Origin of the sequence: Sphingobacterium multivorum, from assembly GCF_039511225.1 — a bacterium.
Classification (GTDB): Bacteria; Bacteroidota; Bacteroidia; order Sphingobacteriales; family Sphingobacteriaceae; genus Sphingobacterium.
In genome coordinates this window covers 5,518,134-5,538,925 of record NZ_CP154261.1, presented here as the reverse complement: position 1 = coordinate 5,538,925, position 20,792 = coordinate 5,518,134, and the positions used below count along the sequence as shown (strand labels likewise).

Sequence of the window (20,792 nt, the reverse complement as noted above, 5' to 3'; positions counted from 1 at the left end):
GATGAGGCCTCTTCTAAAATATTGGAAGAGGCCTCGATACATATAGGATAGGGAATGAGCCGAGTTATTAAAATTTCATACCGACTCCAAAGCCAAGCAGGAAGGGGTTTATGTCAACTTTTGCCGGTATGGATAGGTTGGGGGCGAGGTTGGATGCATCCACATTGACATCGGTCTTTAAAAGAATATACTTAGCATCTAAATTCACGAAATATTTTTCAGATAGCTTAAAATCAATTCCCAGTTGAGTCGCAAAGCCGAAAGCATTATCATATTTTACATTTTTAACCGTTTGCCCCGCATTGACGCTATAGAATATGGTGTAATTTATTCCCGCTCCTACATAGGGTTTAATGGCACCGTCGGGGAGGAAGTGATATTGCGCTGTCAGTGTGGGAGGGAGGAGCCATACACTCCCAAGATCGACATTGCTGGATGGACTGCCACCAATGGCAGTTAAATTCGAACCTGTTGTATTAACTTTATGTTTTGTAGTCCCAAGGATCAATTCCGCCGCAATGTTTTTTGTGAAGAAATAGGTGAAGTCAAGTTCAGGGATAAATTTCGTATTGATGTCGACGTCTCCGCCTATGGTATTAATATTGGCCGATTCGTTTGGCATGACTGTCACACCTCTGAGTCTCATTTGCCAGCGTTGATTAGGGATTGTTTGTGCCTGTAAACTTAGTGCGCCTAGGGTAAGTGTTAGTGCAATTAAAAGTAGCTTTTTCATATCATTAAGGGTATTTTGTTTGCTGTAAAACTATTGCTAAAATCAGGGCAAAAGAGTGACGATAATCAGGTTGAAAAATGAATGATACGATGTTTTTCCTATTGCAGATGATGTACCTTTATAAATTACTGTTGTAAAAAATAGGAAAGTATGGGTAGGTGTAAATCCGCTGTAATAGTTTTTCAAGCCACATTGGGATAATAGGCCTATTACACGCATTTGTCTCGCCTGAGGACGAGCAAACGTTATGAAAGTATGTCATTCGCGCAACTGCGGATTGTGCACCAGAATAACTGCTAGGAGAGTTGGGGGCAAGTGGGGGACTGGAGTCTCGTTTAGCAGGGTTAATGGGGATACAAATCCGGCATGTCAATGCATATTGAATGGAATAGGAATGCTTCTAAAATAGAACAGGTCGGATTTATTCCGACCTGTTCTATTTTAGAAGTTACGGTTTTACGCGTTTTTCTTCACTTCCTTACCCCAGGAGTCTTTTAATGTAACCGTACGGTTAAAGACTAGATGGTCTGGCGTTGACTGTGTGTCTAATGTAAAATAACCCAATCGTATAAATTGATATCCCTTTCCAGGCGTAGCGTTAGCCAGATCCGGTTCAATGTAAGCACGTTGGATAATATGTAAACTTTCAGGGTTGATCGATGCTTTAAAATCTTCTGCAGCGGCAGGATTTTCATCATTGAACAATCTGTCGTACAACCTTACTTCGGCTTCTTTCGCATGTGGAACCGAGATCCAATGGATTGTTCCTTTAACTTTTAATCCTGAAGTATCTTCTCCTGATTTTGAGTTTGGAACATAGGTACAATGAACTTCCGTCACGTTTCCGTTTTCATCTTTCACAAAATCATGACAGGTAACGATGTAAGCATGTTTCAAACGTACGGAAAGCCCAGGGCCCAAGCGGAAGAATTTTTTTGGTGCATCTTCCATAAAATCATCGCGCTCTATCCAGAGCTCTTTTGAAAATGGAATGGAGCGTGAACCTTCACCGCCTTCAACTTCAGGGTTATTCTCACCAATAAGATCCTCTACCTGACCATCAGGATAGTTTGTAATCACCAATTTGATTGGATCAAGGACAGCCATTCTGCGCCATGCCGTTTTGTTGAGATCCTCACGGATACAGAATTCCAAAAGACTGACATCGATCATGTTTTCACGTTTTTGAACACCGATTTTTTCACAGAAGTTGCGGATACTCGCCGGTGTATACCCCCTTCTGCGCAATCCTGAGATCGTAGGCATGCGTGGGTCGTCCCAGCTTTCAACAAACTTATCATTGACCAGTTGCAGTAATTTACGTTTACTCATGACAGTATAGGTCATATTCAAACGTGCAAATTCGTATTGTTTAGAGGGGAAAATCTCCAATTTATCTATACACCAATCATAAAGTGGACGATGTGGAATAAATTCCAATGTACAGATGGAGTGTGTAATTTTCTCAATGGAGTCTGATTGGCCATGTGCAAAATCATACATCGGATAGATACACCATTGATTCCCCGTTCTGTGGTGGTGAGCGTGCTTGATGCGGTATAACAAAGGGTCGCGCAAGTGCATATTTGGGCTAGCCAAATCAATCTTTGCCCGGAGTACTTTTTCGCCATCTTGGTATTTACCGGCGCGCATATCTGCGAATAAGGTCAAATTTTCTTCAATAGACCTGTCGCGATATGGTGTCGGAACACCGGGTTCTGTTGGGGTACCTTTTGCTGCTGCAATTTCTTCAGCAGTGCTGTCGTCCACATAAGCTAGACCTTTTTTTATTAGCTCAACGGCATAACGATATAGTGTCTCAAAATAATCTGAAGTATATAATTCCTCTGCCCACTGGAATCCAAGCCATTGAATATCTTTCTTGATGCTTTCAACATACTCGGTATCCTCAGTGACAGGGTTAGTGTCATCAAAACGTAGATTAGTCTTGCCATTATACTGCTGTGCTAATCCAAAATTCAAGCAGATGGATTTGGCGTGACCAATGTGGAGGTAACCATTTGGCTCAGGAGGAAAACGTGTCAATACACGTCCGCCATGCTTTCCTGTTCGAAGATCCTCTTCGACAATTTCCTCGATAAAATTTAATGATTTTTCTTCACTCATAATACAAAGTTAATTATTCGTAGCGAGATATTAGCTAGGAGATCGTAGATATTCGCCTTAGTATGAGTGATTGAATGTGCTGGCTGTATCGGTAAGAATGGGAAGACGTAATAAGGTTTGGACCCGCAATAAAAAAGGGACGAAATTTCGTCCCTTTTTACCGATTTTTATTACTACGCTATTTATAAGCGAAGACTTCACCTAGCTCGTCATTATTGGTAAACGTACAGTGTTGATCGATCAATTCTCCAGTGCCGATATTGATAATCATGCCGTGTACGGCAAGATCATCACGCTCTTTCCATGCATTTTGAATGATTGACGTCGCGCACAGATTGAAAACTTGCTCTTGTACATTGAGCTCGATTAAACGGTCTACTTTTTTATCATGCTCTTGGATCGCATCAATCTCTGCACTGTGTAAGCGATATACATCTTTGATATGACCCAACCAGTTGTCAATAATACCGTACTGCTTGCGGCTTAAAGAGGCTGCTACACCACCACAGCCATAGTGACCTGCGATAATGACATGTTTTACTTTCAAAACATTGACCGCATAGTCTAAGACGGAAAGCATACTCATATCGGAGTGAATGACCATGTTGGCAATATTACGATGAACGAATACCTCTCCAGGCTTTGTACCTGTCAATTCATTTGCAGGTACTCGGCTATCGGCACAACCGATCCAAAGAATTTCTGGATTTTGACCTTTAGAAAGCTGTTGGAACCGCCCTGTAGCATCATTCTTTACAAACTCCATCCACTCTTTATTTCCCTTAATGATATTGTCAAATCCTATTTTTAAATCTTTATTTTCCATATTCTTCTTATTTCACTCTTGCCCGAAGGCATCGTTTCAATTTTATTATAATAATACAAATGTCTAAATTCATTGTTTACTTCAAACAACTTATTTTTATTGAATAGCTGTTCTTGCTATTCAATAACCGTCTCCCCCCATTTCAATCCAGCTTGCTAGCCGACCAATGGAAGGGAATGGCTTACGAGATACGTCAAAGACCCGTATCCTATGAAGGTTTCTTATAGACCACCTGCAAAAGTTCGATGTCTTTGCCTTTACTTCTGGCATTCTGTTCAAAATCTTTGATGACTTCGATGACATCCTTGTCTATAAATTTACTGAATGTCCCATCGATTCGGATCTTACTGATCGATTTTGGTAAGCTGTACAATTTTTGTTGGATAGGAACCTTGTTCAAAAATGATACTTCCTCCGCTAATGTAATGACAGCCTTATCTTCTTCATTGTCTTTTTCAATATTATATTTAAAAGCATTTTTCATATTGGCTCTTAAGATATAGAATGTCGCCACGACAATACCTATCCCTACACCCATAAGGAGATCGGTAAACACAATCGCTACAATGGTGACAAAAAATGGGATAAATTGATCTAAGCCTTTTTTGTACATTGAGGTGAATAGACTTGGTTTAGCCAATTTATACCCTGTATGGAGAAGGATGGCCGCCAGACAGGCCAAAGGAATCATGTTCAGCATTGTTGGGATAGCGAGCATAGCGACCAATAGCCATATACCATGCATGATGGCAGATTGCCTTGTTTTTCCGCCTGCATTGACGTTTGCTGATGAGCGTACAATGACGGATGTCAATGGCAGACCGCCCAGAAGTCCACTGGTCATATTTCCGATGCCTTGTGCAACAAGTTCGCGGTTGGTTGGCGTATTTCTTTTGTAGGGGTCTATTTTATCAACAGCCTCGATGCTCAATAAAGTCTCTAAACTTGCAATAATTGCAATCGTAAATGCAGCTATCCACACATCTTTGTTGACAATCTGTGTAAAGTCCGGGAGGGTAAATAATCCTGTGAATTCAGCAAAAGAACCGACAATAGGGACTAGTACAAATTGCTTGTCATGCAACTGGAATGCTGAGCCGTTGAAAAGATAAGCTAAACTTACGCCTAGCATCACGACAACCAATGGGGCTGGCACCTTGTTGAGCTTTGGAATAGATGGCCAAAAGATTAGGATCGCCAATGACAAGGCGCAAATGATCAATGCGCCAAAGTTGATCGCAGAGGCTATCGTGTCAAAATAGGCACCGATACCATGACCATTGTCCATTTCGAAGGCATGTGTTTCCACTAAGCCCAATGCCAAAGGAATCTGCTTCATGATAATTGTGATGCCGATCGCAGCAAGCATACCTACAATGACCGCTGAAGGGAAATAGTTTCCGATCATCCCTGCTTTTAATATACCGAGAATAACTTGTACTACACCGGCAATCACGACGGCAAGTAGAAAGGTTTCATATGCCCCTAGGCTCTGAATAGCACCTAAGACAATAACTGTAAGACCAGCAGCTGGCCCACTTACACTGAGTGGTGATTTACTGATTGAAGCGACAACGATTCCACCGATTACACCAGTCAATAATCCTGCAAACAATGGCGCACCAGAGGCCATTGCAATTCCCAAACATAATGGAAGTGCCACCAAAAACACCACAACACTAGCAGGGAAGTCATATTTTAAGTCTCTTTTCGATAGTTTCAGAAAAGCCGACGTACGAGTTCCAAACATAAAATTTGTGTTTATCTGTAAAAAATTTTCATCAGGCGACCTTTAACTGGCGTTGTATCATGTATACCGTTTGGCGTTCAACAGCATGAACAAAGCGTTAGTGCCGAACCAAATCAACGATAACATCAACAGAGCCAAAGCCGATTACTTCAGAAAAATCAAAGATTACCGCACATACATTACCTTTAGCATGCGGGTTGACGGGATACATCCCTAGGGATGCCTTTATGAATAGTTAGGAGGCGGTGTTGGAACCGTAGGATGGAAAGCTAAAATGCTTTTCTCATTTTTAAGATAATTCTTCTGTTTTCCTTGGTTCTCAACGAGAATGGTTTCAAATACAATAGGTTCTTCTGTTTTTGTATTGAAAAATTTTGAGGCAGTTTCAAGTGTATCATTACTTGCGCCGTTATTGTTTTCGATTTCCAGTTGTAAAACGACTTGTAAGATGGTACTTTGATCTAAGCTGTTTGAAAAAATAGGCGAAATAGAGATGGCCATCTTTGTGAAAAAGATGATAGCACAAAGGAATGCTGCCACAAATCTAAACTGCTTATTTAACATTTTTTATTACCTTTAATCTTACTGTTTACATCGTAAAAATAGTAATTCTATGTTAAATTCAAATTAATAGTGCACTAAAAATAAAATTTGGCACGAAATTGTGACGAAGAGATTATTTTTTGAAAAGTTTTCAATTTTTATTGATTTATAAATATTAAGCCTTTTGTATGGCAAATAAAGAACAATTTATAGAGAAGGTTCAGGCTTCCTATAATCCCAAAGGAGCGTTTATTTATCTGGGAGCGGGAATGCTTAATGGCGAAATTCTGGCAGAGGCAAAAGTGAATTTAGCCTTGAAAATGATGAACCGTCACGGACTTATTGCAGGGGCTACCGGAACCGGTAAAACACGTACGCTACAATTGATCGCTGAACAATTGTCGGATGCCTCTGTACCAGTATTTATGCTGGATGTTAAAGGTGACCTATCGGGCCTAGCAGTGCCAGGGGTGACCAACCAAGCCCTTATTGATCGGGGAAATGCCGTGGGGGTGCCGTTTGAGCCATCGTCCTTTCCGGTAGAACTGTATTCACTGTCCGGCAATAAGGGGATTCCGATGCGGATTACCGTAGAAGATTTTGGCCCCGTCTTGTTGGGCCGGATACTCGAACTTAATGAAACACAGACCGGCGTATTGGCTGCGATGTTCAAATATGCACAGGATCACCAAATGCCGTTGATTGATTTCTCAGATACGAAGAAACTGCTTACTTATCTTTCTGAAGGACCCGGCAGCGAAGAAATCAAAGGTGATTATGGTAAGATTAGTTCGGCAAGCTCGGGAACCATCCTGCGTAAGATCGTCGCATTGGAACAGCAGGGGCTAGCGCATATCTTTGGTGAGAAAGAATTTGATATTAACGATCTGTTTCAGAAGGTGGATGGTAGGGGTGTGATTAGCCTATTGAATATTTCTGACGTGCAAGATCAGCCGGTGCTTTATTCTACATTCTTATTGAGCTTATTGGCACAGCTATTTAAAAATATGCCTGAGGTGGGTGACTTGGACAAACCCAAGTTGGTCTTCTTCTTTGATGAAGCCCATCTGCTGTTCAATGGGGCTCCTAAAGCCTTTTTGACTCAAGTGGATCAAATCATTCGCCTTATCCGTTCGAAGGGGATCGGCGTTTTCTTTTGTACACAGTCTCCAACCGATGTACCTGAATCTGTATTGGCCCAGCTGGGTAACCGTGTGCAACATGCATTGCGTGCCTTTACGCCCAACGATGCTGAAAATTTAAAGAAGACTGTAAAAACCTATCCTAAATCCGATTTTTATGAAATTGATCAGGTCCTGACTTCTTTGGGTACTGGACAGGCATTAATCACAGTATTGAATGATAAGGGTATTCCTACAGAGGTTGTCGCTACACATTTGGTGCCGGCGCGTGCAGTTATGGGACCTGCAGATGATGCAACGGTTAGCCAAATTATCAATCAGTCTGATTTGCGGGCAAAATATCAGGAGCGACAAGAAAATCGCTCTGCCGCTGAAATCATAGACGAAAGAATGCAGGCTGCAGCACAGGAAGAACAACGCGCGGCCCAGGAAAAAGAAGCGGAAAAAGCAAGTCGGCCAAGCTCCAGAAGACAGACACCTCTAGAAGCTGCGCAACGAACGGCAACAACGACCTTAGCAAGAGAGGGAGTTAAGTTTTTGGGCAAACTAGCGACGGGTTTATTAAACGCATTCTTAAAAAAGAAATAATACTAATTTTTGGATTCTTTTCGTTTCAATACTATACCTTTGAAGGTGGAGCCGAACTTAGCTAAATTTGCTTTTGAGGGCAAATTTAGCTAAGTTTGCGGACGAAAAGAAAATTCTATTAACGCAATTAAATATGAGTAAACCAACCCTTTTGATTTTGGCAGCAGGAATGGCTAGCCGGTATGGTTCTTTAAAACAAGTAGATGGTTTTGGCCCACACGGCGAGACAATTATTGACTATTCAATTTACGATGCTATTCGCGCAGGATTTGGAAAAGTTGTATTCATTATCCGGGAAGAATTTCTGGAAAAAATGAAAACAGTATTTGATGAAAAATTGAAAGGTAAAATAGAAGTAGATTACGCTTTTCAAGATTTTGACTTAACAAAATTCGGTGTTAATCACGTTATCGAAAGAACAAAACCTTGGGGTACTGCCCATGCGGTGATGAGTGCTAAAGATAAAGTGCATGAACCATTTTGTGTAATCAATGCAGACGATTTCTACGGATCGGATTCTTTTCAGAAAATGGCCGAGTTCTTAACAACCGAGGTTTCTGATCAACAAATGTCGTTGATGGGCTTCCAGGTTGGAAATACCATGTCCGATTATGGCTACGTTTCACGCGGAGTATGTGAGGTTACCCCTTCTGGACATATGGAAAGTGTAACTGAACGTACAAATATATACTACAAAGGCGAAGGCGACGATCGCAAAATCGTTTATGAGGAAAATGGGGTGGAGACAGATCTAGATCCTAAAACTCGTGTTTCGATGAACTTCTGGGGTTTTACACCAAAGATTTTCGAAGTAGCTCAGGCGATGTTCCCTGCATTTGTTGAGGAAAATAAGGAAAATTTAAAAGCAGAATTTTTCATTCCTTCTGTACCAGATTATATGGTGAAGCATAAGTTGGCTGATTTTAAGGTAATCCCAACTTCTTCGAAATGGTTTGGCGTAACTTATAAAGAAGATAAACCTATCGTACAAGAATCAATTTCAAAATTGGTGGCTGATGGAGTATATCCAGAAAAGTTATTTTAAGAGCTAAAAGAAATAGCTTATCTTTCACCTGTATTGTCAAGCAATACAGGTTTTTTTTTGACCTGTGCGCTAGATTAATTGAGCGGAAATAAATCTTTGATGAAAAAAATTCTTAAAGTGTTTGGTTATCTTATTTTAGGATTGTTGTCTTTTTGTGTGCTCTATATTGTTGCTGAATACAGTTTGTCAAGAATTTCGGCTCCAAGGAAAAATACAGACGAAGAGAAGACGATTCAGGTTTTTGTTCAGTCCAATGGTGTTCATACCGATATCGTATTGCCTGTCGTTAACGAAGAGATGGATTGGTCGCAACTATTTCCTTATAGGAATACGGTGGGGAAACATAGCGGATATCGGTATGTCGGTATCGGTTGGGGGGATAAAGGATTCTATTTGGATACACCAGAATGGAAGGATCTTAAAGCATCGACAGCCTTTGTGGCTGCCTTTGGATTAGGGGAGTCTGCCATTCATGTGACCTACTACAATTCGGTTCAGCAAGATGAATTATGTTTTGCTTATCAGATCAGTAAATCCCAATACCGTGATCTGATAAAATATATAGAAGATTCGTTGGATCGAAATCAAGCGGAAGCTATTTTGGTGAAAACAGATGCGCAGTATGGCGACTCAGACGCCTTTTACGAAGCAAAAGGAGCCTATAGCATGTTTTATTCGTGCAATACCTGGACCAATAATGCCTTAAAGAGAGCGGCGATGCCAGCAGGTATATGGGCTACTTTGGACAAAGGAATCTTAAGTCACTATAAGGATAAGAAGTAGCTGGAAATGCATAAGCGTATTGCGGTGAAGGTTAAACGAGATAGTGAAAGTAATAGGCATAAAAAAAGCTCCGGGAATAATCCTGGAGCTTTTTTTATGAGGAGGAGTGATTATTTCACTTCTTCGTAATCTACGTCAGTTACATCATCACCACCTTGGTTTCCACCTTGAGCTTGACCTGCATCACTTTGAGGTTGTTGTGCACCACCTTGCGAAGCAGCATACATTTCTTCAGAAGCAGCATTCCAAGCATTTTGCAATTCTTCAGAAGCAGCATCGATATCAGCAAAGTTTTTCGCTTCGTAAGCAGCTTTTAATTTTGTTAAGCCAGCTTCAATTGGCGCTTTTTTATCTGCTGAAATTTTATCGCCATATTCTTTCAATTGTTTTTCAGTTGAGAAGATTAAAGCGTCAGCTGCATTTACTTTGTCAGCTTCTTCTTTTATTTTTTTGTCAGCATCAGCATTTGCTTCAGCTTCTTCTTTCATGCGTTTGATTTCGTCGTCAGACAAACCTGAAGATGCTTCAATGCGGATATTTTGTTCTTTTCCAGTAGCTTTATCTTTCGCAGATACTTTGATGATACCATTGGCATCAATATCAAAAGTAACTTCGATTTGAGGAACGCCACGAGGAGCTGGTGGAATATCGTTCAAATGGAAACGGCCGATTGTACGGTTTTGGTTTGCCATAGGACGCTCTCCTTGTAAGATGTGAATTTCTACAGATGGCTGATTGTCTGAAGCAGTAGAGAACGTTTCCGATTTTTTAGTTGGAATTGTTGTATTTGCTTCGATCAATTTAGTCATCACACCACCCATTGTTTCAATACCCAATGAAAGTGGAGTAACATCCAATAATAAAACGTCTTTTACTTCACCTGTCAAAACACCACCTTGGATAGCAGCACCTAAAGCAACAACTTCATCTGGGTTTACACCTTTAGAAGGCTCTTTTCCGAAGAATGCTTTTACAGCGTCAACGATTGCAGGGATACGCGTAGAACCACCTACTAAGATAATTTCGTCAATATCAGATTTGCTGAAACCAGCATTTTTCAATGCAGACTCACAAGGAGCAATTGTTCTCTTGATCAAGTCAGCTGCCAAAGCCTCAAATTTAGCACGTGATAATGAACGAACTAAGTGTTTTGGACCAGTTGCATCTGCAGTGATATATGGCAAGTTGATTTCTGTAGAAGTTGCGCTTGATAATTCGATTTTCGCTTTCTCAGCAGCTTCTTTTAAGCGTTGCAATGCCATTGGATCTTTTTTCAAGTCAAAGCCATTGTTTTCACTTTTGAATTCTTCATTCAACCAGTTGATGATTACGTTATCAAAGTCATCACCACCTAAGTGTGTGTCACCGTCAGTAGATTTAACTTCAAATACACCGTCACCTAATTCCAATACCGAAACGTCATGTGTACCACCACCACAGTCAAACACAACAATTTTCATGTCTTTGTGTGCTTTGTCCAAACCGTAAGCTAAAGCTGCTGCTGTAGGTTCGTTAATGATACGTTTTACAGATAAACCAGCGATTTCACCAGCTTCTTTTGTTGCTTGACGTTGTGCGTCGTTGAAATATGCAGGAACTGTAATAACAGCTTCAGTTACTTCTTGACCTAAGAAATCCTCAGCGGTTTTCTTCATTTTTTGAAGAATCATAGCAGAGATCTCTTGTGGTGTATATTTGCGGTCGTCAATTTCTACACGCGGTGTATTGTTGTCACCTTTAACGATTTTATAAGGTACGTGTTCAGCTTCTTTTACAGCTTCATCGTATGAAAGTCCCATAAAACGTTTGATGGAATAAATAGTTTTATGTGGGTTAGTAATTGCTTGACGCTTTGCTGGGTCCCCAACTTTGCGCTCGCCACCTTCTACGAAAGCTACGATCGAAGGAGTTGTACGTTTACCTTCGTTGTTCGTAATTACTACAGGCTCGTTACCTTCCATTACGGCAACACATGAGTTTGTAGTACCTAAGTCAATTCCTATAATTTTAGACATATCTTGTGTTTTAATTTTTTACTTAAATAAATTCTATCAGTCTATTATCAACCCTTATGCCAATCCAAAAGTTTTGTAAAAAAAACACTATTTGTCATCAATTTGTCCTTAGGTACTGCCAAACTGACATTTTCAATACACCAGTTGCTCTAATATCCTTTTTTTAGCTGACTCGTTTTGGCGATTGCGTGGCATATATCTGCCAAAGATTTCCGAAAATTCAGCAAGTTTCATTTTTTTTGATTTTTTATCCCGCCAATCAGAAGGAACAAGTTTATTGGTATAGGCGATATTTGTAGCCCAATATTGAATATGCATTTCAGGGATGACAAGACCCAATATCATCCCCGGGAGACCATGGCTTAATGCTGGTCCTGCCGATACTGGAATCTCTTCCGAATAGTAAGCGATCAGATAGAGTGAGTCTTTGGTAGCACCATTGACTCTGCGGCAGTTTACTCCGGCGATATTTCGGAATTCCTCCGTGAAACGCCAAGTAATGCTGTCCAAAGTTTCCGAAAGAATGTATTTTTCGTCGATGTCAAGCTGAATGTCTGCTGTGCCGGTTTTCAGATCCTGGTAGAGGACTTTGCCGTTCTTGTTGGCACCACCTCTAAATTGCCCCCTTTGGTTTCCTCCGATTCGGACCGCAGCCTGAGATCTGCCCCCTCTGCCTGCGCCCGAAGTTATCGTAGGTGCGGCCATTTTGACTTCACCACGTTGCTTTTCGCTAACTACGCTTTCCTCAGGCATCAACACGGTAGAATTCTCATCAAAGTAGAAGTTTAATTTTTCCGTATGTGAATCCGGCATCTTGTCGAGATATTCCATCATGCCCATCCCTCTGTCCATTCCTTTCGAGCTCATGTCGTTGGATAGCTGCCGCATGCGTGCTTTTGTGTACGTGACTTTGTCAAAACTGATCGTACCTCTACTTCCAAAATAAGCATATTGTGCCTGAAGCGATAAACCACACAGGCAGCAGATGATGACGGTTAGATATATTTTTTTAATCATTTCCTTTCCCTAGATATTTGTTGAAATCCCATTTTACACCGACCAAAAAATATTGTGTCAATACCTGTTGAACGGACTCTGAATAGTTGGTGTCACTCGCATTACGACGTGTGTTGTTAAATGTATTGAACAGGTCAAAGGCCTTTAAGCTGAGTGTCATACTCTCATCTTTCAGTACTTTTTTCTCTAATTCAATATTGGTATAAAATTGATTGATTGATTTTTTATAAAGTTTCGTAGGTCCTGTATAGCTATAGTAAATGTTTGCCATGACATTAAACTTCTTCGGTAAAAAGTATTTGATGTACGCCGAAGTCCCGCCTTGAAAACTTGTTGCGTTGTATTGGGTGTTGATCGAGTTTTGCTGTACATTAAAACCAGCGTTCGCCGAAAGATCAAAGTCGAATCCTTCTGAGTCCTGCTCATTTAAGCTAGAACCTAAACTAAAGTTGGTATTCTTTGCATTATTCAGCAGAAACTCGCCGCCGGACTGTCCGCCTTCAAATTTGGTATAGCTATAGCTGTTGTTAAACCTGACGTTTGCACTCTTGTTAAAATTGATGCGACGATTGGCCAATGGCTGCATGTGGTTAATATTCAGGCCGCCATTCCAGTTGGATTTACCCGATAGGTTTTCATAAGAACTGATTTGAGCCGAGTTGTCTAGTATGGTTGTTTTGTTGACAATAGGATTATTAACAAATGACAAGTTCCCGTTGATATTGATATTCGTTCCTTTCAATAAACTGAACGCGTTATAATTGGCCGAAATGTTATTGTTCACCGCGCGTTTTAGGTCGGGATTACCGACTTGTTGAAACAACGGATTGGTCTGAGGTTGCAGTGGTTGTAACTGATCAAACGATGGAATGATATTCGAACTTTGATAAGCTAAACGTATATTTTTGCTATTTGAAAGGCGATAATTGGCATCAACATTTAAATTGTTATCCCAGAAATTCCGGGCAAGATCAATTGATCTATAACTATCATTTAACTGTTGATTCTTGTAGAACGTACGGTTGGAAAAATTGATCTCCAACTTTTCTTTGCGATAGGAAAAGTGCACATTCACACCTTGATTGGTATTATTGTCGATCTGGTTTTGAGAATATAGTGAATCAAACTTTTGTGTAATATTGTTTATTGAATTTTGGGTATTTGTACTCTTCGAATGATTGAAGCTGTAGCCTAAAGCCAGATTGATATAGTCACTGATACGGTTGTTGAAATTGATCGAAGAGTTGAAGTCATTGCCTTTATTCCGGCCATGTCGCGTTTGGTTGATAATTGTACTATCCCCGGTTTTGTAAAAATAAGTCCGTGAATTGACTTTACTCTCTGAATCCGACTCTTTGTGATTATTGCCGACCATCACATTTAAAGAACGCCCCGCTTTTAATCGTTTTCTATAATTTAGGCGAAAATTATTGTTGGAACTTGAGGAGTTCGATTGATTGTTCTCCCTAAAGTCACTGATTGGGTTGCCCGATCCATCGCCCGTTTTGCTGTCTGTGTAAGTTAGATTAGCGTTGGTAGCCCAATTGGCATTGGATTGGAGTTCCATATTTTGCGTGGAATCCAGTCGCATGTTAAGGTTTGACCTGAAACCATTACTTCGGCTATGTCTCTCGCTATCGTTTTTACTGTTTTTTTCCTGAATGGATTGATCAGGCAGCACATTTTTATTGTAAGTCTCCGAGTGGTTCTTGTTGCTGTTGTTGTCATACCCATAGTTGGCGTTTACTTTTAAGGCCTTTTTGAAGAACTGATTTTCATAGTTTGCTCCAAGATTTGTATTCAGTGGTTCGCCCGTAATCTGGTTGTTCATCCGTAAAGAACCTTCACGGCCACTTGAACTCCCCATGTTATTGTGACTGCCCGTAATCCCAATTCGCTCGGTCTTATTGAATTTGGCAGCGAACAGATTTCCAGCATACAATCCTTTGGATCCCGCCAATGCCTCCATATTTCCAAAGATACCCTTTCGTGCTTTCTCCTTAAGTACTACGTTAACGGTTTGGATCCTTACGCCATCATCGATACCTGATAACTCGGCTTCCTCGGATTTCTTTTCATAGAGCTGGACCTTATCGACAGCATCTGCACGTACATTTCGAATGGCTATTTTGGGGTCGTAACCAAAAAACTCCTCCCCATCGATAAACACCTTCTGTACAGATTTCCCTTGGGCAGTGATACTTCCGTCTCCCGTAACCGTAAAACCGGGGAGACGACGTAGTAAATCCTCTAACTTCGCATTCTTTTCCGTGGCAAAACTCGCCGCATCATATTCGATGGTGTCGCCTTTCAGTGTAATTGGAAGACGACGCGTAACAATCACCTCCTGTAAGACATTTCTTTGGGAATTTATTTTGATATCATGCAAGTCGAGATCTTTATCTGCAATTTGGATCGTATCACTGTAGAGTTCAAACTTGGGGTATGTGGCTAAAATAATATAGCTTCCGGGCTTGATATTTTTTACCTGAAACTTTCCCTCTTCATTGGCTCTGTTAAAATAACGAAGGACTGAGTCGCGGTTCAATAAAATAATTGAGGCATTGGTCAGAGGTTTGTCATCCGCCTTGTCCAGAATCCTCCCCTTGATGTTTATTTGGGCGTAGGCACTATTGAAGATGACAAATAGTAAAAGTATTAATTGAACTAATCTTTTCATGTACGGGTTGTATCTTTCAAATATAATTTACTTAATCGTTAATAAATGTAAAACATCTCTTCTGAATGTAAAATCTTTGGTATATAAGGTAGAGGAAATCACATTTTTTCTTGCTGTACATGTACTTTTTGAGCATCCTATTTTTTATTGCATTCAATACAGATTGTTGGCGGAAGGTTGTTTGAGAAAGTTGGAAGTAAAATTTACCTTTGCACAAAATTGGTATTATGACGTTTGAAAATTACTTACAACAATTCGAAGATATCTTAAATCATCCTGAGAATCACCCGACCTATCAAGATGATGAATATTATCAGTACACAAAAATGAACTGGACAAGAATGGGCCGTTGGTTAAAACGCTTCGAACCAACGTCGACTTTTGAACAATTTGTTGAGTCAATTACTGAAAAGCAACAATGGATCATTATTACTGAACCTTGGTGCGGGGATGCGGCGCATTCGGTACCTATGTTGGCGAAGATGGCCTCAAAAAATCCCAATATCACAGTGGATATCCAACTGCGTGATAGTGCTCCGTTTCTGATCGATTCTTATCTAACAAACGGAGGCAAATCTATTCCAATTCTGGTGATACGTAACGAACAGGGGCAGGATTTGGCTGTCTGGGGCCCAAGACCTCAAGCCTGCCAGGAGCTGTTTTTGCATATGAAAGCGCAAGGGGCAGATTTCTCCGAAATCAAAGAGGAGATTCAAAAGTGGTACAATGCCGATAAAGGAACCGAAATCCAAAAGGAAATCCAGGCACTGCTCGAAAAATAAGAAAATTACATCCTTATAATAGACTGGCAATTTTTAAGTTTAACCGGATCATCATCTCAGGAATAGACCTGGTCTTTCCTGAGCATGGTTTGAAAAACTGCTGTTAAACCCGGAGCTATTTAAACCTATTTCCGGGTAAGATAAGTATACGATATTCGGAGATTAGTCGGAGCTTGTTCGGTGCTTCCTCGGTACTTGTTCGGTACTTCTTCGGTTGCAAGCGAAGAAGTACCGCTGAAGCTACGTTTTATGTCCGTCGCTAATCCCTGTAAAGGCTGAAGTTATCTGACTCTTGCTATTGTCTAGTTCCAGTTTATTTTGGATCTATTTTCGGCGTAACGTAATTTCTTTAGGGCAAATAACCCTAATGTCACCTTTGCGAAAGATCAAAAGATTTAAGTAAAACGATCCAGTGTTTTTGTTAGCTTTATATGAATTATGGACCATTTTTATGGTGGCTTTTTCAGTTTGCTTGAGCGACAACTAAAACTAAAAAAATATGAATATTGAGGATCTAAGAGATTATTGTTTATCGATTGGGCCGGTGATGGAGGAGACTCCCTTTGGGCCAGATACATTGGTATTTAAGGTAGGCGGTAAGATTTTTTTGTTGGTAGGCCTGGATCAGGTTGATGGATTACGATTTAATGTTAAGTGTAACCCCGAAAGGGCCATTGAATTGCGGGAACGCTATGAGCATACCGTACTGCCGGGCTATCACATGAATAAAAAGCACTGGAATACCGTGGTTGCCAACCAAGAGATTGATGATAGAAAGCTAGAGGAATTGATTTTACACAGCTATCAGCTTATTGTTGAAAGTCTGCCCAGTAAAATCAGATCGGAAGTCAAAGGGCTATAACCGGACTTTGTGTGTAAAGAATTAGTTGTCTATTCAGAAAAAGGTGTTTAAATGACTTTTTTTGAGGCTAGGATTGGTAGCTTTGCTAAAATCAATGCATTGCTCAAAGCATTGGTCGATAAATTTACACTAAATATTATTTTTATGAAACGAACACGAAGTTACTCGTGGATAATCTGTTTTATGCTTCTTTTCAGTTTGGGAAGTTGTATAAAGGAAGAAGCGCTCAATATGGAAGCGGATATTATCGCTGTTCATGCCGATGAAGATATCTTTTTGCTGAACCCGGTCATCTCAAATACGCAAGTTACACTTTACCTTCAGCCCAATATTCATGATCTTACCAAATTGAATATGACTTTTGACCTGACTCCTGGTGCCTCCATTGAGCTTTTGAAGGATTCTTTGAAAATGCCTGCCGGAACTCAGGATGTGAATAAAGTAATTGTTGATGAATTGCTAAAAAACGGCGTATATTATAAAGTTACGTCCGAAGATCATCAGTTTACAAAAAACTACCTGATTAAAATTGTGAAAACAGATGGTGGATTTGTTCCAACAGCATATGGTTTTGAAGATACGGCGATTGATAAGGATGATAAATACACCATATTTTACAATAAAATTGATGGCCAGGATTTCTATAATTGGGCTTCCGGAAATCCAAGTTTCTCCTTGACATTGAGCTTAGGAGGAGGTACCAAGGACCCCGAATCATATCCCACTAAAACGAGTTCGGATGCACATTCAGGAACGAAAGCGGCTTTATTGGAAACGAAGTTGACCGGTGCTTTTGGGGCGATGTTCAAGAAACCTATTGCTGCCGGAAATCTTTTTATAGGAGCGTTTGATACAGGACCTGTATTGACAGACCCGTTATCGGCAACGCAGTTTGGCCTTCCTTTCAATCAGATACCGCTGGCCTTGGAAGGTTACTATAAGTATAGTCCTGGCGCAACGGTGACGGATGAAAACATGAAACCTGTTAATACCAAGGATTCCTGTGATATCTATGCTGTTTTCTATAATCGCAAGCAGCTTATGGACTCGCAATCTGATCCCAACAAGAAAGTTTCCTATTTGACGGGACATAATATTTTAAAAGATCCAAGTATTGTGGCTATTGCCAGGTTGGAAAATGGGGGCGCAACCAAGGCTGGTGATTTTGTCAAGTTTACATTGCCATTTAAGTACACGGCGAAAGTAAACGAAGCTGATGTTGCCAATTTGGATTATAGCATTGCGATTGTAATGTCTTCGAGTAAATATGGTGATAATTTTATAGGTGCTGTCGGTAGTAAGTTGACGGTGGACGATCTCAAAATTGTAACGAAGAAGTAATGAAAATAATAAAATATACAATCGCACTGGCTGCGATGGTTTTGATAGGATCTATTGCCAATGCGCAGGAAAATACAGCGGATGAGGGTAAATTGGGTTTCGATGTGACGGTAGGCGGTAAGATCGGCGGCGCAGCACCGCTTTCATTGCCACGTGAAATTCGAAAGATTAAAAGCTATAATCCGAATGTTCCCTTTTTTGTCGGAGCAAGGGCAAACTATCATATTGATTCCCAATGGGGAGTATCTTTGGGAATCGTCTTCGAAGGAAAGGGAATGGATACAGAGGCGAGTGTTAAAGGATACAAGACGACATTCAATGCGGTGAATGATGCAAAAGAGGAGCTGAGAGGTTATTATACGGGCGATATCACAACAAAAGTACATAACCTGTATCTGTCTGTTCCGATTCAAGCTACCTATCAGCTTTCAAATCGTTGGAATGTACAGGCAGGTCCTTATATTTCTTTTGCGGTAAAAAAGGAATTCTATGGCGAGGCCTACAATGGCTATCTTAGGCATGAAGAGCCCACCGGAAATAAGATTGTTGTAGATAATGCCGATTATGATTTCTCGGAGAGTGTTAGAAGTATTGATGTTGGTATGAGTTTGGGCGCACATTATGCTATCGACAAAAGATTCTTTGCGTTGGCACAGTTGGATTATGGCTTCAATAATATTATGAAAACCGGATTTGAAAGTATTAGCTTTGGGTTACATAATATCTTTATGAATGTTGGTATAGGTTATAAATTGAAATAGCTTTAATATCCATAAAAAAGAAATGGCCGGTCCTAGGATCGGCCATTTCTTTTTTTATACTGTTACGCTCATTTAAATGATGCGGAGTTTTACATTTTTAATCCGATTTCTCTTAAGCGCTCATCCAGGTACTGACCAGCGGTATAATCTTCGTAAACCTTCGGGTGTTCCGCATCGATGCAGGAATCCAATGAAGCCAAACTCATGGCGGATTTTGGATGTAAAAAGAAAGGAATAGAAAAACGGGAAGTACCCATCTTCTCACGTGGTGGGTTTACCACGCGATGCGTAGTAGATTTCAACTTATTGTTTGTTAACCGTTGCAACATATCACCTACATTGATGACGATATCTTCACCCTTGGCTTTGATAGGAAACCATTCCCCATCTTTTGTCAAAACTTCAAGACCATCCGCACTAGCTCCAATCAATAAGGTAATGAGGTTAATATCTTCGTGGGCACCTGCACGTACTGCGTCAGGGGCTAAGGCGTCAGGATCGTTGATTGGGAAGTAATGGATCGCGCGTAGAATAGAATTACCATTGATGACATATTGTTCAAAGTAATTTTCTTCCAGATCGAGGTAGGTCGCAATCGCTTTCAATAAGTCTCGTCCTGTATCTTCTAGTTTTTTATAAACCTCAGCGGTTACGCCATTAAAGCGGGGAATTTCAGCTACTTCAGGATTGTCCGGAAAATCAGCTTTGGAATATTCTTCACCAACAATCGTTTGACCGCGTTGCCAGAATTCTTTTAAGTCAGGTGTTTTCGCGTCTTTGGCTTTTTCTCTTCCTTTTGCGGTATAGCCACGTTGACCTGCAAGTTCTGGAAATTCATATTTTTCCTTGATCTCAGTCGGCAAAGCAAAAAATTCAGGAACCACCTGATATAATTCCTCAATCAGCTCTTTTGATAAGCCATGATTTGCAATCGTTACAAAGCCTGTTTCATTGAAAGCTTTGCCAATATCTTGGATAAATTGATTTCGTTGTTCTTGGGTTCCTTGTGTATAATGTAGCAAGTCCAAGCGAGGTATGTTTACTAAAGCCATACAGTGTTGATGTTTGTTCAGGACAAAGTTAACGGAATTAATTTTGATTATTAAACAGGGACTGTTAATAAAAGTTTTGTGTTTCTGTTTATTTTGCTGTATGTCAGTGTTTAAAAGTTTTCCACATTTCACAATTGACGACAAGTATCGTTAGGTATGTATACCGAATTATGCTGACGAACATATGACAAAATTTATAATTTCGAGCTTGTTATTCTAATTGCTAACTGGTATATTTGTTATGCAAGCATAATAAATAGCTTGTGAGTACGCTTATGAACCAAAATCAGACAATCGATTATTTTTTAAAAACAGGCTGGCAGACAATAGCCAATAAATATAATCAAATTGCTTCGCAGTACGGTTTTACCCAGGCTGCGGGATATATTTTGATTAACATCCATAAAGAGGGTACACCTGTTTCTCAGATTGCAAATTTGACAGGAGTTAAAACAACTAGTTTGTCTCGGGTGTTGAATAATTTGGAGTCATTGGGATTTATATACCGCGAAACGAGTGAGACCGACAAGAGGTCCGTAAAAGTGTATTTAACCGAATTGGGGCGAGAGAAAAGACGGATTGCTAAAGATGTTGTTCGTAATTTCAATCAATATTTAGCGGACAATTTTTCAGAAAATGAACGGGATCAATTGATTGCTTCTTTAGCGAAGCTCAATGAGCTCGCAACAAGTTACAAAGAAGAAGTAATCATCTAGGAATTAAACCAAATGTACAGAAGTGCATG

Annotated in this window: 18 protein-coding genes; 9 read left to right on the top strand and 9 right to left on the bottom strand. The window is 40.3% G+C overall.

Annotated features, from left to right (window positions below; translation table 11 throughout):
• Positions 1 to 67: 67 nt before the first annotated feature.
• The 4 genes from AAH582_RS23120 to AAH582_RS23105 form a co-directional block, all read right to left on the bottom strand.
• Positions 68 to 733 carry an OmpW/AlkL family protein gene (locus AAH582_RS23120; protein WP_046673650.1) on the bottom strand — a complete coding sequence of 222 codons (666 nt, stop codon included), beginning with the start codon at positions 731 to 733 and terminating at the stop codon, positions 68 to 70.
• A 456-nt stretch (positions 734 to 1,189) separates the two neighbouring features.
• A complete protein-coding gene (locus tag AAH582_RS23115) occupies positions 1,190 to 2,860 on the bottom strand; it encodes a glutamine--tRNA ligase/YqeY domain fusion protein (protein WP_343320727.1) in 1,671 nt (556 codons plus the stop codon).
• A gap of 178 nt (positions 2,861 to 3,038) precedes the next feature.
• Positions 3,039 to 3,686 carry a carbonic anhydrase gene (locus AAH582_RS23110; protein ID WP_046673652.1) on the bottom strand — a complete coding sequence of 216 codons (648 nt, stop codon included), beginning with the start codon at positions 3,684 to 3,686 and terminating at the stop codon, positions 3,039 to 3,041.
• Between the two features lie 208 nt (positions 3,687 to 3,894).
• Positions 3,895 to 5,436 carry a SulP family inorganic anion transporter gene (locus AAH582_RS23105; protein ID WP_046673653.1) on the bottom strand — a complete coding sequence of 514 codons (1,542 nt, stop codon included), beginning with the start codon at positions 5,434 to 5,436 and terminating at the stop codon, positions 3,895 to 3,897.
• A gap of 85 nt (positions 5,437 to 5,521) precedes the next feature.
• Between AAH582_RS23105 and AAH582_RS23100 the strand changes: the two genes are divergently transcribed.
• Positions 5,522 to 5,653, top strand: coding sequence for a hypothetical protein (locus AAH582_RS23100; RefSeq protein WP_262506854.1), 132 nt, complete (start codon positions 5,522 to 5,524; stop codon positions 5,651 to 5,653).
• 8 nt (positions 5,654 to 5,661) lie between these two features.
• Here AAH582_RS23100 and AAH582_RS23095 read toward each other — a convergent pair whose 3' ends face one another.
• The gene (locus AAH582_RS23095) at positions 5,662 to 6,000 is read right to left on the bottom strand and encodes a hypothetical protein (protein ID WP_053003623.1); all 339 of its coding nucleotides are present in this window, start codon (positions 5,998 to 6,000) and stop codon (positions 5,662 to 5,664) included.
• Positions 6,001 to 6,167: 167 nt separating this feature from the next.
• Between AAH582_RS23095 and AAH582_RS23090 the strand changes: the two genes are divergently transcribed.
• The 3 genes from AAH582_RS23090 to AAH582_RS23080 all read left to right on the top strand — a co-directional run bounded on the left by AAH582_RS23090 (position 6,168) and on the right by AAH582_RS23080 (position 9,537).
• The gene (locus AAH582_RS23090) at positions 6,168 to 7,709 is read left to right on the top strand and encodes a helicase HerA-like domain-containing protein (protein ID WP_046673654.1); all 1,542 of its coding nucleotides are present in this window, start codon (positions 6,168 to 6,170) and stop codon (positions 7,707 to 7,709) included.
• A 133-nt stretch (positions 7,710 to 7,842) separates the two neighbouring features.
• Positions 7,843 to 8,754, top strand: a complete 912-nt coding sequence (locus tag AAH582_RS23085) for a sugar phosphate nucleotidyltransferase (protein ID WP_046673742.1) — start codon at positions 7,843 to 7,845, stop codon at positions 8,752 to 8,754.
• Between the two features lie 99 nt (positions 8,755 to 8,853).
• Positions 8,854 to 9,537 (top strand): TIGR02117 family protein, encoded by a 684-nt coding sequence (locus tag AAH582_RS23080; RefSeq protein WP_343320726.1) that lies wholly within the window; start codon positions 8,854 to 8,856, stop codon positions 9,535 to 9,537.
• Between the two features lie 110 nt (positions 9,538 to 9,647).
• Here the strand turns inward: AAH582_RS23080 and dnaK are convergent, their stop codons facing one another.
• The 3 genes from dnaK to AAH582_RS23065 all read right to left on the bottom strand — a co-directional run bounded on the left by dnaK (position 9,648) and on the right by AAH582_RS23065 (position 15,249).
• On the bottom strand, positions 9,648 to 11,552 hold the full coding sequence (gene dnaK / locus AAH582_RS23075; protein WP_343320725.1) for a molecular chaperone DnaK: 1,905 nt from the start codon (positions 11,550 to 11,552) through the stop codon (positions 9,648 to 9,650).
• A 132-nt stretch (positions 11,553 to 11,684) separates the two neighbouring features.
• A complete protein-coding gene (locus tag AAH582_RS23070; RefSeq protein ID WP_343320724.1) occupies positions 11,685 to 12,569 on the bottom strand; it encodes a GLPGLI family protein in 885 nt (294 codons plus the stop codon).
• Positions 12,562 to 15,249, bottom strand: coding sequence for a TonB-dependent receptor (locus tag AAH582_RS23065; protein ID WP_343320723.1), 2,688 nt, complete (start codon positions 15,247 to 15,249; stop codon positions 12,562 to 12,564). The genes AAH582_RS23070 and AAH582_RS23065 overlap by 8 nt, the downstream gene beginning before the upstream one ends.
• A gap of 227 nt (positions 15,250 to 15,476) precedes the next feature.
• On the opposite strand from AAH582_RS23065, the gene AAH582_RS23060 reads away from it, so the two are divergent.
• From AAH582_RS23060 to AAH582_RS23045, 4 genes are all read left to right on the top strand, one after another.
• Complete coding sequence (locus AAH582_RS23060) at positions 15,477 to 16,031, top strand: thioredoxin family protein (protein ID WP_046673658.1); 555 nt, start codon at positions 15,477 to 15,479, stop codon at positions 16,029 to 16,031.
• 499 nt (positions 16,032 to 16,530) lie between these two features.
• Complete coding sequence (locus tag AAH582_RS23055) at positions 16,531 to 16,893, top strand: MmcQ/YjbR family DNA-binding protein (RefSeq protein WP_046673659.1); 363 nt, start codon at positions 16,531 to 16,533, stop codon at positions 16,891 to 16,893.
• Positions 16,894 to 17,037: 144 nt separating this feature from the next.
• The gene (locus tag AAH582_RS23050; RefSeq protein WP_286769134.1) at positions 17,038 to 18,234 is read left to right on the top strand and encodes a PCMD domain-containing protein; all 1,197 of its coding nucleotides are present in this window, start codon (positions 17,038 to 17,040) and stop codon (positions 18,232 to 18,234) included.
• Positions 18,234 to 18,995, top strand: a complete 762-nt coding sequence (locus tag AAH582_RS23045; RefSeq protein WP_046673660.1) for a porin family protein — start codon at positions 18,234 to 18,236, stop codon at positions 18,993 to 18,995. Before AAH582_RS23050 ends, AAH582_RS23045 begins: the two co-directional genes overlap by 1 nt.
• A gap of 89 nt (positions 18,996 to 19,084) precedes the next feature.
• Here the strand turns inward: AAH582_RS23045 and AAH582_RS23040 are convergent, their stop codons facing one another.
• Positions 19,085 to 20,047 carry an isopenicillin N synthase family dioxygenase gene (locus AAH582_RS23040; protein ID WP_046673661.1) on the bottom strand — a complete coding sequence of 321 codons (963 nt, stop codon included), beginning with the start codon at positions 20,045 to 20,047 and terminating at the stop codon, positions 19,085 to 19,087.
• Positions 20,048 to 20,322: 275 nt separating this feature from the next.
• On the opposite strand from AAH582_RS23040, the gene AAH582_RS23035 reads away from it, so the two are divergent.
• Positions 20,323 to 20,763: a MarR family winged helix-turn-helix transcriptional regulator gene (locus tag AAH582_RS23035; RefSeq protein WP_046673745.1), complete on the top strand. Its 441-nt coding sequence runs from the start codon at positions 20,323 to 20,325 to the stop codon at positions 20,761 to 20,763.
• Positions 20,764 to 20,792: the final 29 nt, after the last annotated feature.

Coding starts and splice junctions, on each gene's coding strand:
- AAH582_RS23100 (WP_262506854.1), top strand. CDS start 5,522: ATGAACAAAGCGTTAGTGCCGAACCAAATCAACGATAACATCAACAGA.
- dnaK (WP_343320725.1), bottom strand. CDS start 11,552: ATGTCTAAAATTATAGGAATTGACTTAGGTACTACAAACTCATGTGTT.
- AAH582_RS23040 (WP_046673661.1), bottom strand. CDS start 20,047: ATGGCTTTAGTAAACATACCTCGCTTGGACTTGCTACATTATACACAA.
- AAH582_RS23035 (WP_046673745.1), top strand. CDS start 20,323: ATGAACCAAAATCAGACAATCGATTATTTTTTAAAAACAGGCTGGCAG.
- AAH582_RS23115 (WP_343320727.1), bottom strand. CDS start 2,860: ATGAGTGAAGAAAAATCATTAAATTTTATCGAGGAAATTGTCGAAGAG.
- AAH582_RS23120 (WP_046673650.1), bottom strand. CDS start 733: ATGAAAAAGCTACTTTTAATTGCACTAACACTTACCCTAGGCGCACTA.
- AAH582_RS23070 (WP_343320724.1), bottom strand. CDS start 12,569: ATGATTAAAAAAATATATCTAACCGTCATCATCTGCTGCCTGTGTGGT.
- AAH582_RS23080 (WP_343320726.1), top strand. CDS start 8,854: ATGAAAAAAATTCTTAAAGTGTTTGGTTATCTTATTTTAGGATTGTTG.
- AAH582_RS23050 (WP_286769134.1), top strand. CDS start 17,038: ATGAAACGAACACGAAGTTACTCGTGGATAATCTGTTTTATGCTTCTT.
- AAH582_RS23055 (WP_046673659.1), top strand. CDS start 16,531: ATGAATATTGAGGATCTAAGAGATTATTGTTTATCGATTGGGCCGGTG.
- AAH582_RS23095 (WP_053003623.1), bottom strand. CDS start 6,000: ATGTTAAATAAGCAGTTTAGATTTGTGGCAGCATTCCTTTGTGCTATC.
- AAH582_RS23065 (WP_343320723.1), bottom strand. CDS start 15,249: ATGAAAAGATTAGTTCAATTAATACTTTTACTATTTGTCATCTTCAAT.
- AAH582_RS23090 (WP_046673654.1), top strand. CDS start 6,168: ATGGCAAATAAAGAACAATTTATAGAGAAGGTTCAGGCTTCCTATAAT.
- AAH582_RS23045 (WP_046673660.1), top strand. CDS start 18,234: ATGAAAATAATAAAATATACAATCGCACTGGCTGCGATGGTTTTGATA.
- AAH582_RS23110 (WP_046673652.1), bottom strand. CDS start 3,686: ATGGAAAATAAAGATTTAAAAATAGGATTTGACAATATCATTAAGGGA.
- AAH582_RS23105 (WP_046673653.1), bottom strand. CDS start 5,436: ATGTTTGGAACTCGTACGTCGGCTTTTCTGAAACTATCGAAAAGAGAC.
- AAH582_RS23085 (WP_046673742.1), top strand. CDS start 7,843: ATGAGTAAACCAACCCTTTTGATTTTGGCAGCAGGAATGGCTAGCCGG.
- AAH582_RS23060 (WP_046673658.1), top strand. CDS start 15,477: ATGACGTTTGAAAATTACTTACAACAATTCGAAGATATCTTAAATCAT.